17 protein-coding genes are annotated in these 14,727 nt (G+C 39.4%); 2 read left to right on the plus strand and 15 right to left on the minus strand.

Features of this window, described 5'->3' with window-relative positions; genetic code table 11:
* The first annotated feature begins 2 nt into the window (after positions 1-2).
* Positions 3-197, plus strand: coding sequence for a DUF4177 domain-containing protein (locus PP182_RS15130; protein ID WP_272652110.1), 195 nt, complete (start codon positions 3-5; stop codon positions 195-197).
* A 16-nt stretch (positions 198-213) separates the two neighbouring features.
* Here PP182_RS15130 and rimO read toward each other — a convergent pair whose 3' ends face one another.
* A complete protein-coding gene (gene rimO / locus PP182_RS15135) occupies positions 214-1,515 on the minus strand; it encodes a 30S ribosomal protein S12 methylthiotransferase RimO (RefSeq protein WP_272652111.1) in 1,302 nt (433 codons plus the stop codon).
* Positions 1,516-1,641: 126 nt separating this feature from the next.
* Here rimO and PP182_RS15140 point away from each other — a divergent pair, with 126 nt between their 5' ends.
* The gene (locus PP182_RS15140; RefSeq protein WP_272652112.1) at positions 1,642-2,751 is read left to right on the plus strand and encodes a serine hydrolase domain-containing protein; all 1,110 of its coding nucleotides are present in this window, start codon (positions 1,642-1,644) and stop codon (positions 2,749-2,751) included.
* 11 nt (positions 2,752-2,762) lie between these two features.
* On the opposite strand, the gene PP182_RS15145 is transcribed toward PP182_RS15140, so the two are convergent.
* The 14 genes from PP182_RS15145 to recR all read right to left on the minus strand — a co-directional run bounded on the left by PP182_RS15145 (position 2,763) and on the right by recR (position 14,694).
* A complete protein-coding gene (locus PP182_RS15145; protein WP_272652113.1) occupies positions 2,763-3,896 on the minus strand; it encodes a DmpA family aminopeptidase in 1,134 nt (377 codons plus the stop codon).
* An 11-nt stretch (positions 3,897-3,907) separates the two neighbouring features.
* A complete protein-coding gene (locus PP182_RS15150; protein ID WP_272652114.1) occupies positions 3,908-5,581 on the minus strand; it encodes an amidase family protein in 1,674 nt (557 codons plus the stop codon).
* Between the two features lie 22 nt (positions 5,582-5,603).
* Positions 5,604-6,476 carry a DUF2911 domain-containing protein gene (locus tag PP182_RS15155; protein ID WP_272652115.1) on the minus strand — a complete coding sequence of 291 codons (873 nt, stop codon included), beginning with the start codon at positions 6,474-6,476 and terminating at the stop codon, positions 5,604-5,606.
* On the minus strand, positions 6,473-7,435 hold the full coding sequence (gene ftsY / locus PP182_RS15160; RefSeq protein ID WP_272652116.1) for a signal recognition particle-docking protein FtsY: 963 nt from the start codon (positions 7,433-7,435) through the stop codon (positions 6,473-6,475). Before ftsY ends, PP182_RS15155 begins: the two co-directional genes overlap by 4 nt.
* Before the next feature lie 86 nt (positions 7,436-7,521).
* On the minus strand, positions 7,522-7,674 hold the full coding sequence (locus PP182_RS15165) for a DUF4295 domain-containing protein (protein WP_272652117.1): 153 nt from the start codon (positions 7,672-7,674) through the stop codon (positions 7,522-7,524).
* Between the two features lie 7 nt (positions 7,675-7,681).
* Positions 7,682-7,864 carry a 50S ribosomal protein L33 gene (gene rpmG / locus PP182_RS15170; protein ID WP_094997961.1) on the minus strand — a complete coding sequence of 61 codons (183 nt, stop codon included), beginning with the start codon at positions 7,862-7,864 and terminating at the stop codon, positions 7,682-7,684.
* A gap of 18 nt (positions 7,865-7,882) precedes the next feature.
* On the minus strand, positions 7,883-8,119 hold the full coding sequence (rpmB, locus tag PP182_RS15175) for a 50S ribosomal protein L28 (protein WP_272652118.1): 237 nt from the start codon (positions 8,117-8,119) through the stop codon (positions 7,883-7,885).
* Between the two features lie 70 nt (positions 8,120-8,189).
* On the minus strand, positions 8,190-9,440 hold the full coding sequence (locus PP182_RS15180) for a competence/damage-inducible protein A (RefSeq protein WP_272652119.1): 1,251 nt from the start codon (positions 9,438-9,440) through the stop codon (positions 8,190-8,192).
* Positions 9,440-9,778, minus strand: coding sequence for an Hpt domain-containing protein (locus PP182_RS15185; RefSeq protein WP_272652120.1), 339 nt, complete (start codon positions 9,776-9,778; stop codon positions 9,440-9,442). Before PP182_RS15185 ends, PP182_RS15180 begins: the two co-directional genes overlap by 1 nt.
* Positions 9,778-10,389, minus strand: a complete 612-nt coding sequence (locus tag PP182_RS15190) for a fumarylacetoacetate hydrolase family protein (RefSeq protein ID WP_272652121.1) — start codon at positions 10,387-10,389, stop codon at positions 9,778-9,780. Before PP182_RS15190 ends, PP182_RS15185 begins: the two co-directional genes overlap by 1 nt.
* An 11-nt stretch (positions 10,390-10,400) precedes the next feature.
* The gene (locus PP182_RS15195; protein ID WP_272652122.1) at positions 10,401-11,177 is read right to left on the minus strand and encodes a 3'-5' exonuclease; all 777 of its coding nucleotides are present in this window, start codon (positions 11,175-11,177) and stop codon (positions 10,401-10,403) included.
* A gap of 75 nt (positions 11,178-11,252) precedes the next feature.
* Positions 11,253-12,521: a hypothetical protein gene (locus PP182_RS15200; RefSeq protein WP_272652123.1), complete on the minus strand. Its 1,269-nt coding sequence runs from the start codon at positions 12,519-12,521 to the stop codon at positions 11,253-11,255.
* Positions 12,522-12,616: 95 nt separating this feature from the next.
* The gene (locus PP182_RS15205) at positions 12,617-13,981 is read right to left on the minus strand and encodes a dihydrolipoamide acetyltransferase family protein (protein WP_272652124.1); all 1,365 of its coding nucleotides are present in this window, start codon (positions 13,979-13,981) and stop codon (positions 12,617-12,619) included.
* Positions 13,982-14,073: 92 nt separating this feature from the next.
* Positions 14,074-14,694: a recombination mediator RecR gene (gene recR, locus PP182_RS15210; protein WP_272652125.1), complete on the minus strand. Its 621-nt coding sequence runs from the start codon at positions 14,692-14,694 to the stop codon at positions 14,074-14,076.
* Positions 14,695-14,727: the final 33 nt, after the last annotated feature.

Raw genomic sequence — 14,727 nt, forward strand, 5'->3', positions numbered from 1 at the left:
ATATGCAGGAATATAAGGTAGAGACCCTCATTTATTACAGTAAACTAACCTTGGACACCAAACATATAATGAAATCCTCACAAAAGGAGATTCAGGAAAAATTGGATGAACACGCAAAGGAGGGCTGGAAACTGGCATCAACCAATGCCGTTAGTTTTGGGGCCGCAATCTATATTTATCTCTATTTTGAGAAATAGTTTAGAAATTAGTTAGTTAGACCGGCTCTCCATAAAGATCAAAATCAGCAGCCTCCGTAATTTTGAGGTTTACAAATTCCCCCTGTTTTAGATAATGCTTGGTGGCATCTACCAATACTTCATTATCCACATCCGGTGAGTCGTACTCCGTTCTTCCCACAAAGTAGTTTCCTTCTTTTCGGTCTATGATACATCTAAACGTTTGCCCAATCTTCTCTTGGTTTAGTTCCCATGAAATCTGGGATTGAATTTCCATTATTTCATTGGCACGTTCCTGTTTTACTTCTTCTGGAACATCATCGACCAAATTGTAAGCATGTGTGTTTTCTTCGTGGCTATAGGTAAAACAACCTAAGCGTTCGAACCTCATCTCCTCAACCCAGGATTTTAAAATTTCAAAATCTTCCTCTGTTTCACCAGGGTATCCAACAATCAAGGTCGTTCTAATAGTCATTTCAGGAACAGCCGCTCTAAAATCTTCTAAAAGCTGCGTGGTTTTCTCCTTTGTAGTACCCCTACGCATACTTTTCAAGATACTATCGGATATATGTTGCAAAGGAATGTCAAGGTAGTTACAAACTTTAGGCTCATCCCGCATAACATCCAAGACATCCATAGGAAAGCCCGTAGGAAAAGCATAATGTAAGCGTATCCATTCTATTCCGTCAACCTGTACTAAGGCCTTCAAAAGCTCGGCAAGGTTTCTTTTTTTATATAGATCCAGACCATAATAGGTAAGATCTTGGGCTATCAGAATAAGTTCCTTGACTCCTTTTGCCGCTAATTTTTCAGCCTCCATAACCAACGTTTCTATGGGTGTGCTTTTGTGTTTACCACGCATTAAAGGGATGGCACAGAAAGAACAAGGGCGGTCACAGCCTTCGGCAATCTTTAAATAGGCATAATTTTTGGGCGTGGTGGTCAGACGTTCGCCAATTAATTCATGCTTATAGTCAGCACCTAGTGCTTTTAATAAATTAGGAAGTTCACTGGTCCCAAAATACTCGTCCACATTGGGAATCTCCTTTTGTAGATCGGGCTTATAGCGCTCACTTAAACACCCGGTAACAAAAACTTTATCTACAACACCCTCCTCCTTCTTTTGAACATACTCCAAAATCGTATTCACGCTTTCCTCTTTGGCGTTGGCTATAAATCCACAGGTATTGATCACAACGACATTCCCCTCTTCTTCATGTACAACCTCCTTATCATTGGCACGCAACTGTCCCATAAGCACCTCAGAGTCGTACACATTTTTGCTACAACCTAAGGTAACCACATTGATTTTATTTCTTTTGAGCGTTTTTGTGCGCATAGTATACCCTGCTTTATCGTTCTCTATAAGGCGGGTGCAAAAGTACAATTTGAGAATTGAAAAATTCCTTATAACAGACTATTTCTTTGGTTTTTACGTTAAACCTCTGGCCAAAACTACAGTCTAATGCAAAAAAATAATATGGACCGATTTCTATATACATTCATTTTATTCGCACTACTATTCCAGGCGTGTTCCACAGATCAAATCAACCAGGAAGAAGAAACTCTTGATACCAATGATCCTGAATCCCTGTACTTTCCCCCTTTAAATTCCGACACTTGGGAAACACGCTCCCCTTCTGAATTGAATTGGAATGAAGAGGCCATACCTGAACTTTATACCCTTTTGGATGATAACGAAACCAAATCTTTTATAATCCTAAAAGATGGGAAAATGGCTATGGAATGGTATGCTACAGATTTTGATAAGGACTCGGCATGGTATTGGGCGTCCGCTGGAAAAACATTGACCTCCTTTGTTAGTGGTATTGCCGTTGAAGAAGGTTTTTTAGAATTGAAAGATCAAACTTCTGCCTACTTAGGCGCAGGTTGGACTTCTTTAACTCCAGAAAAAGAAAGTTTGATTACCGTTTGGAATCAATTGACTATGACCACAGGTTTGGATGATACCCAAGGAGATTGCAAAACCCCGGATTGCTTAACGTATATCGCGGATGCCGGAACACGTTGGGGGTACCACAATGCTCCCTATACCTTAATTCAAGATGTTATCACGAATGCGACCGGTGAGGATTTTGAACTTTATTTTGCAAATACGCTTAAGGATAAAATTGGTATGAGCGGTACCTGGCTCTCCAGTAATGGAGACAATAATGTGTATTGGAGCACCGCAAGAAGCATGGCGCGTTTTGGACTCCTAAACTTGAACAATGGTATTTGGGAAGACACCGTAATATTGGGTAATGAGGAATTTCTTTCCAATATGAAGGATACCTCTCAAGATCTGAACAAATCCTACGGTTACCTCTGGTGGCTGAACGGAAAGGAAAGTGCAATGGCCCCGCAGTCCCAGATTGTATTTCCTACGCAATTGATATCCAATGCACCTTCTGACCTGTATGCCGGTTTAGGTAAAAATGACCAAAAATTATATGTTATACCCAGTGAGAATATGGTAGTTGTTCGTATGGGTCAAGACACCGGAGACGCCGCCTTGGGGCCCTCTAGTTTTGATACTGAGCTTTGGGAGGCTATCAACCAAGTCATTGAATAAGCATTAACATTTCACTCTTGGCCAATTTTATTATATTTTTCCATTAATGGAATCACCTCGTTTAATGGAAGTGCCTCTATTTTATGACCATCTCTACCAATCATTGTTTCCGCCGCGAACAATGAATTCAAAATAGCTTCTTCCGTAGCCTCAATTGTAGCCAAGAACAAAGGTGATTTTTCGTCATTTCGTAATAATTTCACCAAGTTAAACATGCTTCTGGTTTCATAGGGTAGTCTGTTGTTTTCAGCAGTTGATACTGCTATAACATAATCGCCACTCCCGTTAGAAGCAATTCCCCCCGTTTTCGCAAGACCCATGATAGCTCTTTTAGCCAACCGTTCCAAATTACGGGCATCCAAGGGAGCATCGGTCATTACAACAATCATACAGGAGCCGTCCGCATCATTTAAAATTTTATCTCGATATGGATATTTTTTAAATTCTTTTGCTATAGGAACACCGTTTATTTCCAAGACTCCTCCAAAATTAGATTGCACTAAAACGCCTACCGTGTAACCTCCCAAAGATTTGGGCAGTAGTCTAGAAGAAGTTCCGATTCCACCTTTGTAACCAAAACAAATGGTGCCAGTACCGGCACCTACATTGCCTTCTATAACCGGTCCCTCTTTTGCTTCCTTGATAGCTTCTAATACATGTTCTTTTTTGATGTGCATTCCCCTGATATCATTGAGCCATCCATCGTTGGTCTCCCCGACAACCGAATTAACCGAACGCACGTTCTCATTTCTTGGCAAGTTTAAAGTATATTCTATCAAAGCTTCAGATGCTACAGGAACACTCAAAGTGTTAGTCAATATTATTGGTGTTTCGATGTTCCCCAATTCTTTTACTTGACTATAACCTACCAATTTGCCAAAACCATTTCCTATATGAATAGCCGCTGGTACCTTAGATTGAAAAATGTTTCCAGAATGGGGTAGAATAGCCGTAATCCCGGTGCGCACTGACTCACCTTTTACAACCGAAACCTGCCCCACCTTAACTCCAGCAACGTCTGTTATGGCATTAAACTTACCTGTTTTTAAAACGCCGATCGCAATACCGTAATCCCGTATTCGTTTTTGTGAAAATGTATAACTGCTCATCATTAGAAAAAATAAAACAAGGATTCTTAGGGTCATAATTAACTTAATTAATTGTAGCCACGAGGCATTTTCCTTTTTTGAAATTTATCCTCGAAAGCCTTAGCCATTCTCAGCAAATGAGCTTCGGAGAATTGTTTACCTATAAAAGTAAGACTAATAGGTTCTCCACTTTCTTTATAGCCCATTGGAACTGTTAATGCTGGATACTTAGCTACTGCAGCATATCCGGCATGATAGTTATTGATAGACAATATGGCGTCCAAATTATATTTATCCATGGCGGTATCAAAAAATAAACGTCCGCTTTTCTCCAAATTGGACTTTATTTCCTCCAAACCTTCGACTGTAGTACTATCGGCCAAAATACCTTCAAACAAAGCTTGACCATAGGGAATTCGTATCGAGGAATCCTTATTATTAAAGTCGACTGCATCCGATATCGAGGAAATTTTTACGGATTCAGGATTTGAATAAGAATTTAAATACGCTGGCAAGTCATTCCGCATATCGACGTTCAGGATACTTAAAAAACCATCCATTTTAACCTCTGGCGGCGTAAATTCTATGATTTCTACTCCAGCTTGCTTTAATTCCTCAATTGTTTCCCTATATATGCTATCGCGCTCTATAAGCGTAGTCATAGCGCCCAATTTCAGTGTTTTCAATGGTTCTGGGTTTAAACCTGCCGATAAAATACCGGGATATTCCTCTTTTACAGATTTAGAATCGGCTGCATCATAACCCTTCATGGCCGACAGCAATATTGCATTGTCCAGCACATTTTTGGTCATAGGTCCCGGAGTATCCAAGGTACTGGAAATCGGTACAATTCCAGACCGACTCAAAATTCCAATGGTCGGTTTTAATCCAACCACGGAATTCTGACTACTGGGCGACAAAATAGAACCCGAAGTTTCCGTACCCACTGCCGCTACGGCGTAGTTGGCAGCTATCGAAGTCCCGCTACCGGAACTAGAACCGCCGGTCTCAAAAATCCTTCTCCCATACGGATTCAAGGTTTGACCACCCACGGCGCTGTACCCTACAGGGCAACCACTACAAAGGAAATAGGCCCACTCACTAAGGTTCACTTTCCCTAAAATCAGGGCACCGTTCTCCTTTAACCGTTCTACAATAAAAGAATCATCGACTTCATTGTTCATCAGCGCAATACTACCTGCAGTAGTTTTCATACCTGCCGTATTGATATTGTCCTTTAATAGTATCGGCATACCGAAAATGGGGTGACGGACATCCGGCAACCTCCCTTCCCGCTTCTGTTCATCCAATTTTCTGGCAGCTGAAACCACCTCTTCATTCAGTGCAATTACCGTATTTAAAGTGGTTTCATTGTTCAGTTCGTACTTGTATATCCTATATAGATAAAACAATACCAGTTGCTCGTATGTCAGCTTGTCTTGCTCAATACTGTTACGTATTGAAAAGATATCCTGCTCTAGAATCAAAGGTTTTAAAGCCTCGTATTCCTCTTCTTTCATTTTTACCACCTCATCATACAATGGAAGAAAAATGGCATTTTTATCCAATACTTTGGATTGGATGAGTTTGTAGCGCATCCTACTTATATCGTGATCAGCATTAGCGGCTACTTGGGCAGAATCGTTATAAGGCTCCCATAATACAATTGATTCTTTCGTTGTAGTATCCGTTTTGCAGGACAAGAGCAGTCCCAATAAAAATAGTCCAATTAACTTTTTCATATTTCTTCTTATTTTTTATTTTTTATAGTTTGGATTTCCAAAGCTTTATGCTTTTTTGATTGAGCCGCACAAACTCATCCTTTTTCTCTGCATCCGCCAATCTTAGGGATTTGCTCGCTGTAACGATAGCATCTTTATAGTTGCCTAAATCAGCTTCAACAAGGGACTTTACCCTATAAAAATAATAAGTGCCGCCCCCTTTTTCCAATGCCTTTTCCAAATAGGAGAGGGCCTCATCAAGGCGTATTCCTTGCTCTTGGTAATATCTGGCAACTTCGTAATAAGTTTGAGCAGATGGATTATCCTGTAATTTCTGTTGGATTTCTAGGTCCATCGTGGACGTAGTATCGAAGGACAGGGAAACTTGAACTTTTGTGCTTGCCCAGTGGATTATCAATTGGGCCGAGTCATGCTGAAGTTCATCAAAATATATCAATATATTTTCTTGAAAAGCCAAGGTTTTCAGGGGTAGGACAGAAACCTTCAGCGCATCTTCCTCCGGATTGTAGTTGTCCCTTCCGTCCCCCCAATGTGAGGTATTTTTATGGAAAACAATTTCCCATTGGTTTTCATAGGGGAAAATATAAAGTGCATAAGTTCCTTTGGGCAAATCGTTACCTTCAATCTTTACATCGGAATCAAAAGTTATTTTTGTGGATTCATTGGCTCCCACACGCCAAATTCGCCCGTAAGGTACTAGCGCCGGCTTTCCATCTGCCTGAATACCGAAAACTTTTCTATTTCTAACAGCGGGTCTGGAGTATTCCAAAGAAATCTTGGATAGACCTACCTCTTGTTCTATTCTGGTAAACGGACTTGCTTTAGGGTGTGTAATCTGTGACCAACCAATCGTGGTCCACAATAAAAGAAGAATAAATAACCCTACTACTTTCAATTATTGATTTTAAAAAAAGAATCTACGAATTCGTATTTATTGAAAACCTGAAGGTCTTCAATTCCTTCCCCTACCCCAATATATTTAACCGGAATTTGAAATTGGTCGGATATTCCAATAACCACTCCACCCTTCGCCGTACCATCCAATTTGGTAACGGCCAAAGAAGTGACTTCGGTGGCCCTTGTAAATTGCTTGGCCTGCTCAAAGGCGTTCTGACCCGTAGAACCGTCCAAAACCAACAAGACTTCATGCGGGGTATCATCAACAACCTTTTGCATAACTCTTTTTATCTTAGTCAGCTCATTCATAAGGTTTACTTTATTATGAAGTCTACCGGCCGTATCAATGATTACCACATCTGCATCCTGCTTTACTGCAGAGCTAAGGGTATCGAAAGCCACGGATGCCGGATCACTACCCATTTGTTGTTTTATAAGGGGAACACCTACACGATCCGCCCAAACTTGTAATTGGTCAATGGCCGCAGCCCTGAACGTATCCGCTGCACCTAAAACTACCTTTAGCCCTTGTTTTTTAAATTGATGGGCCAGTTTTCCAATGGTAGTTGTTTTACCTACCCCATTGACACCGACAACCATGATTACGTAGGGCTTTTTATTCGATGGAATCCTAATCTCTGAATCTTCACCTGAATGAGTTTCTGATAACAATCCAGCTATTTCCTCCCTTAAGATGGTATTTAACTCGTCAGTACCCATATATTTATCCTTGGCTACCCGCGCTTCAATTCTTTCAATGATCTTTAATGTAGTATCCACACCCACGTCCGATGTTACCAATACTTCCTCCAGGTTATCCAAAACATCATCGTCCACTTTGGATTTGCCGGCAACTGCCTTACCTAATTTTGTAAAGAAACTGGTTTTGGTCTTTTCAAGACCCTTGTCCAATGTTTCCTTCTTTTCTGAAGAAAATATCTTTTTAAATAAACTCATCTTACAATCAATAGTTACTCAAATATAAAAATTAAAAAGCCCCTTTCGCAGGAAAGGGGCTCAATTACTTAATTAAAAGCTATACTTTATTTCTTAGCCAACCATTCATTTACCATCTCTGGTGGCATTACGGATTCTACAAAAACATAAGCACCACTCTTTGGTGACTTAACCATTTTAATGGCCTTTGTCAATCTTTTTGAACTTGATTGTAAACTTGCTACCGTCTTCTTTGCCATGACCTACTTATTTTATTTCTTTATGAACTGTCATTCTCTTTAAGATAGGATTGAATTTCTTAATCTCTAATCTTTCAGGAGTGTTTTTCTTATTCTTAGTAGTAATATATCTAGAAGTTCCAGGCTTACCGGACTCCTTGTGCTCAGTGCACTCTAAAATTACCTGTATTCTATTACCTTTCTTTGCCATTGTAATCTATAATTTAGGTTATTTTACTAACCCATTAGCTTTTGCATCCTTCAAAACGGCAGAAATACCTTTCTTATTGATAATCTTCAAAGCTCTGGTAGATACTTTTAAAGTTACCCAACGGTCTTCCTCTGGAATGTAAAACCTCTTCTTGGAAAGATTTACATCAAATCTTCTTCTTGTCTTGTTGATGGAGAAGGAAACATTATTTCCGAACATCGCTTTCTTTCCCGTAATTTCACAAACTTTTGACATCGTGCCGAATTTTTTCTTTTAAACAGGGTGCAAATTTATATCATTTTTATCTTTCAGCCAACAATACTCCTCACATTTTTAAAATTTCTTTTTTAAGTAACTCAAATGACTTATTTACAGACTTTTGAACTATTCTTTCACGTTGGTTTCCCATGTTAAATGTAAGGGCAAAAACATGGGTTGGCGAAGCTATTCCAATAAACACGGTTCCAACCTCGGCATCAGAATCCCCTTTGGTGGGCCCTGCGTTACCTGTTGTCGCGATTGCAAAATCTGTTTTTAATAAACCTTGAACCCCTTTCGCCATAGCGATTGCAACTTGCTCGCTAACCACGGAATGTTTATCCACTACGTCTTGAGGCACGCCCAAAACATTGACTTTGACCTCTGTTGCATAACAAACCACACTTCCCTTAAAGTAGGCGGAAGCCCCTGGCAATGCAGTAATTTGTTCTGCAATCGCTCCCCCCGTAAAACTTTCCGCAGTAGCAAGGGTCTTTCCATTTTTGGTGAGCAATTTGGCTATAACCTCCTCAATCGTTTCTTCATCCTCTGTCCCATGAATAATATCCCCTATTAAGGGAAATAGTTTTTGGGATTCCATTTCAATTGCCTGCGATAGTTTTTCATAATCTTTTCCCTTTGCCGTTAACCTTAACCTGACTTTACCCAAACTGGGCAAATAAGCAAGCTTTACAAATTTTGGAAGATTATTCTCCCATTCCTCAATTTTTAGGGCTATGGAACTTTCTCCCAGTCCATAGGTATTAATCGTTTTATGAATGATATGGGGACGCTCATAAAAATCGGCGAGCCTAGGAATTACGACCTCCTTTACGAGATGCTTCATCTCAAAAGGTACACCAGGCAAGGATACAAAAGTTGTTTTGTCCTCGTAAAACCACATACCCGGAGCGGTGCCATTTGCATTATGCAATACTTTAGCCTTGCTGGGAACCCAGGCCTGCTTTCTGTTTAAATCAGAAATTGGGGTACTGGAAATATAATTTGCGAAAAGATTTTCTACATGTTGAAGCACTTCCTTATTCTGAACCAGTTTATCATTGAAAAATTCGCAAAAAGTATGTTTTGTAATATCATCCTTAGTGGGACCTAGCCCCCCAGTAACGATAACAATATCAGCGTGGGCCTTAGCTTCCTCCAAGGCCTTTAAAATATGCTCACGCTCGTCCTGTACAGAAGTTATCTGATATACGGAAATTCCAATTTTATTGAGTTCCTTGGCAATGAAAGCGGAATTGGTATCAATGATTTGGCCTATGAGAATCTCATCGCCAATGGTAACTATATCAGCGAGCATTATAACTGAAAGTCGTTTTTTAACTCACCGATCACCTGATGTATATCGGTTTTCAAAATAGGAAAAGTCTTTTCTATTTCTTCCCAACTAGCACTTTGTTTGCCCATTGTCTCTACTTCCAATGCGGCCGCCCTAGTCTGCTCCATTCCCAATAAATCCACATTAGGCTTTATTTTATGTGCAAGTTGATACGTTTTTTCATAGTCTCTTTCTTGAATGGCCTCTTCTAAGCCTTCCAAATCCTCAGGAACCTCTTCTAAAAAAACAGAAATGACGGATAGAATAAAATCTTGGTCCCCATCTGCCATCTCATTAATCTTGTCTAAACTATATATCATTACTTTATATTGACTTTAAAAAGTTCCTTGTCTTCCAAACTACCTGAAAGGTAGTCATTTGGGCTTACTTTGCCAACTCCCGCAGGTGTTCCCGTGAAAATAACATCACCCTTCTTGAGCATGAAGAACGTAGACACATAAGATATTATTTCATCTATCTTCCACAACATTAATGAGGTGTTACCCCTTTGTACCTTCTCTCCATTTCTTACTAGACTAAAATTGAGATTGTTAAGGTCTTTAAAGTTTGTCTTAGGCAACCATTTCCCTATCACCGCAGCTCCGTCAAAACCTTTAGCTTTTTCCCAAGGCAATCCCTTCTCCTTTAATTTGGACTGGAGGTCGCGCGCCGTAAAATCTATTCCCAACCCAATCTCATCATAATAAGTACCGGCAAACTCTTCCTTTATATGCTTTCCTACGCGTTTTATTTTCACCAAAACCTCAACTTCATAATGCACATCGTTTGAAAATTCAGGAATGTAAAAATCCTGTTCTTTTGGCAATACGGCCGAATCTGGTTTAATAAAAACTACGGGCTCGGTTGGTTTTTCATTTTTAAGCTCCTCAATGTGTTCCGTATAATTTCTACCGATACAGATTATTTTCATCGTTTTTAGTCCTAACTAAGCTTATTGTTCAGTTTACTCAACTTTATTTGCGTCAATATTTTTTTTGTGTACAACGGAAAATCGGCATTTAATATCCAACCGAAATAACCCGGTTCTTTTTCTAGTACTTCCTGCACTTTTTTACCTTTATGTTTTCCAAAGGAAAAAACCTCCTCACCATCTTGGTCTAGGGCAATAAATCCGGCAAAATCCACAAATTGCTTTCTTTTTGAAAACTCTGCTAGCTTTTTTATATTATTCTCTAAATCCGGATATCTATCTAATTGCGAAAGTAATACTTCATATGTAGCATTAGTATCGGCCTCCGCACTATGGGCATCGGTTAGTTCCTTGTCGCAATAAAACTTATAGGCCGCCTCTAAAGTTCTTTTTTCTTTTTTATGAAAAATAGTCTGTACATCCACGGATACAGTATTTTTCATATCAAAATCTATGTCGGCGCGCAAGAGTTCTTCCGCTAACAAGGGTATATCAAACCTGTCGGAATTAAACCCTCCCAGATCACTATCCTTGATTATTTTGTAGATTTCCTTGGACAACTCCTTAAAGGTTGGTTCATTGGCTACTTTTTCATTGGAAATACCATGAATGGCTACGACTTCCTCGGGAATATGCATTTCTGGATTCACCAACCATGTTCGACTTTCCTTGTTACCGTTGGGGAAAACCTTTAAAATTGAAATTTCCACTATTCGATCTTTTGCCACATTGGTTCCGGTGGTTTCCAAGTCGAAAAAACATATAGGTCGGGTTAGCTTAAGCTCCATGGTTTACATTTTTAGACAAAGATAAGTTTTAAGAGTTTGGTCACGGAATCCTAGAAACTTACTTTTTTGTAAAATTCACAATCTGTTATTAATAATATTATTGAAAGCAGAGCCAAAAGTATAGCTCAATCCCACCCGAAAGCCAAGCTCGAAATCGGTGGCAATCTGTTTTTGCTGCAACAATACATCTTCAATGGAAGCATCACCCGCCGGTAAGTTAATTTGATCTCGTATGACTTCGAAATTACCGGAAAATGTTACCCCTAATCCTTTGAATATACGGACAGAAAGTCTTGAAAATAACTGAACTCTATTTTTGTTAAAATCTTCTAAAAAGGTGGAACCCCTTAATCTTGAATAAATATTTCCCCATGGTTGGCGGTACCTGAGTTGAACGTCCAAAGAATGGTTAAATATGCCTTCACTATCTTTTTCAAAAATGGTAGTATCAATATAGTCGTTAAAAAAATAACCGATACGGTAGGCTAAAACCAATTCTCGCTGTAAAACCTCACGATACGGAAAAATATTATACTCTATTGCCGGTCGTACGTAAGTAGAAAAATTTTGATTGGTAAACGTATTGTGTCGCGCACCGACAAAAATACCGGTCGACCAATGATCTGTTAAGCTTCTAACTATACTGGCATCCGCAGAATAACGCAGCCTTTCACTTGTAAAAGTTTCGTTGTTCTGCTGAAATCTGCTTGTGGCTTGGTTCAATTCCAAATCCGCACGAATACGCCATTTTTCAGTTACCCTATCACTCTCAAATCCAACCTCATATTCAAACTCGTTCCTACTCGACTCTTTAGAGAGCTCAGCTTCACCATAAATTTCAAAAATCCAATTGTTCCAAGGATCTTCAACACTCATCTGCTCTATTGTACTGTTTCCCTCGCTATTTACGGAATATGTAATTTTATAGGCCAAATTTGATTCCAGAATGTACTTGAGCAAACCCAGTTTTATTTTGGCTACCAAACCTTTTCTCACTTCATCCGAAGTCATATTGGGAGTGGTCTCATAAGAGAGCTCACCTTGAATTTCGGTATAGGCCTGCGCCCCTTTAAAATCCAATAAATATGTGCGCCCCCCGCTTCCATTGGCAACGTCATAGATGAACAATTGCACGTTTGCCAAGGATTGATCTCTGACATGGTCTACAAATGGAATTTCTTGCCTCACATAGTTTCTATCACAATTACAATCGATAAAAAGCCTCATTTGAGTCTCCTCTTCTTGATCTCCCTGAGCAATAGAAATAAAAGGGATTAAAAAAATAAATAGTAAAGCAAATTTTTCAAACAGGCGTTTGAAAAACACTGGGTTTTGTTTTAACATTTGTTGGTTTGGTAAGCCTCAAATTTAAAATCAAAAAAAGGAATAGAATGTTAGAATTCTGTTAATCCAAAGAAATTATCGTCCAAAACCTAGTACTATATTTCCCTATCCGGATCCCAGGCTTCCAAATAATCGGCCACGGCCTTTGCAAACATGCTACCCAAGGCTCCATTGACCACCCTATGGTCATAGCTATGGGATAAATACATTTTACTGCGAACCCCTATAAAATCACCTTCCTCAGTTTCTATGACTGAAGGAATCTTTCGTATAGCACCTAGTGCCATAATTCCAACCTGTGGTTGATTAATGATCGGTGTTCCAAAAACACTTCCAAACGTACCTACATTGGTAACCGTATATGTACCATCTTTAACTTCGTCCGGTTTCAGTGCATTATTTCTGGAACGTTCCGCAAGGTCATTAACGACCTTGGCCATACCTACCAGATTTAATTGGTCCGCATTTTTGATAACTGGCACTATGAGATTGCCATCGGGCAGGGCAGCGGCCATTCCAATATTTATATTTTTCTTTTTAACTACACTATCCCCTTCTACCGAAATATTCATCATTGGATATTTCTTCAAGGCCTTGGCAATAGCCTCCATAAAAATTGGAGTAAAGGTCAATTTTTCACCTTCCTGCTTTTCAAATGCAACCTTCATCTTATTCCGCCAATTGACAATATTGGTAACATCGACTTCTATAAAACTTTGAACATGAGCGGAAGTCGAAATGCTATTTGCCATATGTTTGGCAATCAACTTGCCCATTCTTGACATTGGAATAACCTCATCACCGGCACCAACTTTCACTTGCACTTCTTCGTTTTGTTCTGTATTTGAAGACTCTACAACTTCTTTTTTATCAGGTTTAGGCTGAGGAGGTATTTGTTCAGCTTGTTTACTATCCATCTTACCAAATGAGCCATTACTTCTTCCTTCTAAATATCCAAGAATATCATTTTTTGTAACCCTGCCTTCATTACCTGTACCTGATATGGACTCCAATTCTTCCAAAGAAACACCTTCTTCTTTAGCAATATTCTTCACTAATGGAGAATAAAATCGATCGGAAGCCGAGTAATCCTGGACAGGTCGGCTTACGGTGTCCTTAGCTTGTACTACGGCATCTTCTGCAGCTGTAATCATTTCTTCTTCAACTTTAGCACTTTCACCTTTATCCTCATTATTGCCATGGGCGTTTTCTTCCTCACCATCAATTTCAATCACGGCAACGATTTGACCCACTTTAACTACATCATCAACATTGAATCTTTTTTCGACTAAAACTCCATCTACTTCACTAGGGACTTCGCTATCTACTTTGTCCGTTGCGATTTCAAAAATGGCTTCGTCCATTTCAACAGTGTCTCCAACCTCTTTTAACCAGGATGTTAATGTAGCCTCCGCAACACTTTCACCCATTCTTGGTAATTTTAATTCAAATTTTGACATATCGATAATATAACGTCTATTTTGTATATGTTTTTTGCAAAAATAGTAAAATTAAAAGCCTTTTACTGCTTTTATTTTAGCAAGGTATTTCCTCAATTATTATTAAATGTACCTTCAAATGGTATTCTATTTAGTATACTGCGACCTAAAGTTACCTCATCGGCATATTCCAACTCGTCTCCCACAGCTATTCCTCTTGCAATGGTAGATGTAAGAACTTCCAACCCTTCTAATTGTTTAAAAATATAAAAATTGGTGGTGTCCCCTTCCATAGTTGAACTCAAGGCTAGGATCAACTCCTTTATTTCGCCTTCCTTAACCTTGTTCACCAAAGATGAAATTGTCAGTTCCTGTGGCCCCATTCCTTCCATTGGTGAAATTTTACCTCCCAAAACATGATATAACCCTCTATACTGACTCGTATTCTCTATGGCCATTACGTCCCTAATGTCCTCGACGACGCATACAAGGGAAGCATCTCTTTTAGGATTGGAGCAAATTTCACAAAGCTCCGTGTCCGAAATATTATGGCACTTTTTACAAAACTGTATCGTACTTCTTAGCTTCACGAGTGCATTGGACAACTCCTCCGTTTGCCTTTCTGGCTGTTTTAACATATGCAGGACCAAACGCAAAGCAGTACGCTTGCCGATACCCGGGAGCTGAGACATTTCATAAACGGCGTTTTCCAATAATTTTGAAGAAAAATCCATTGCTTTGAGTTTCTGGTAAAATTACGCACTATT

The organism is Maribacter sp. PR1 (assembly GCF_028464145.1).
Lineage (GTDB): Bacteria > Bacteroidota > Bacteroidia > Flavobacteriales > Flavobacteriaceae > Maribacter.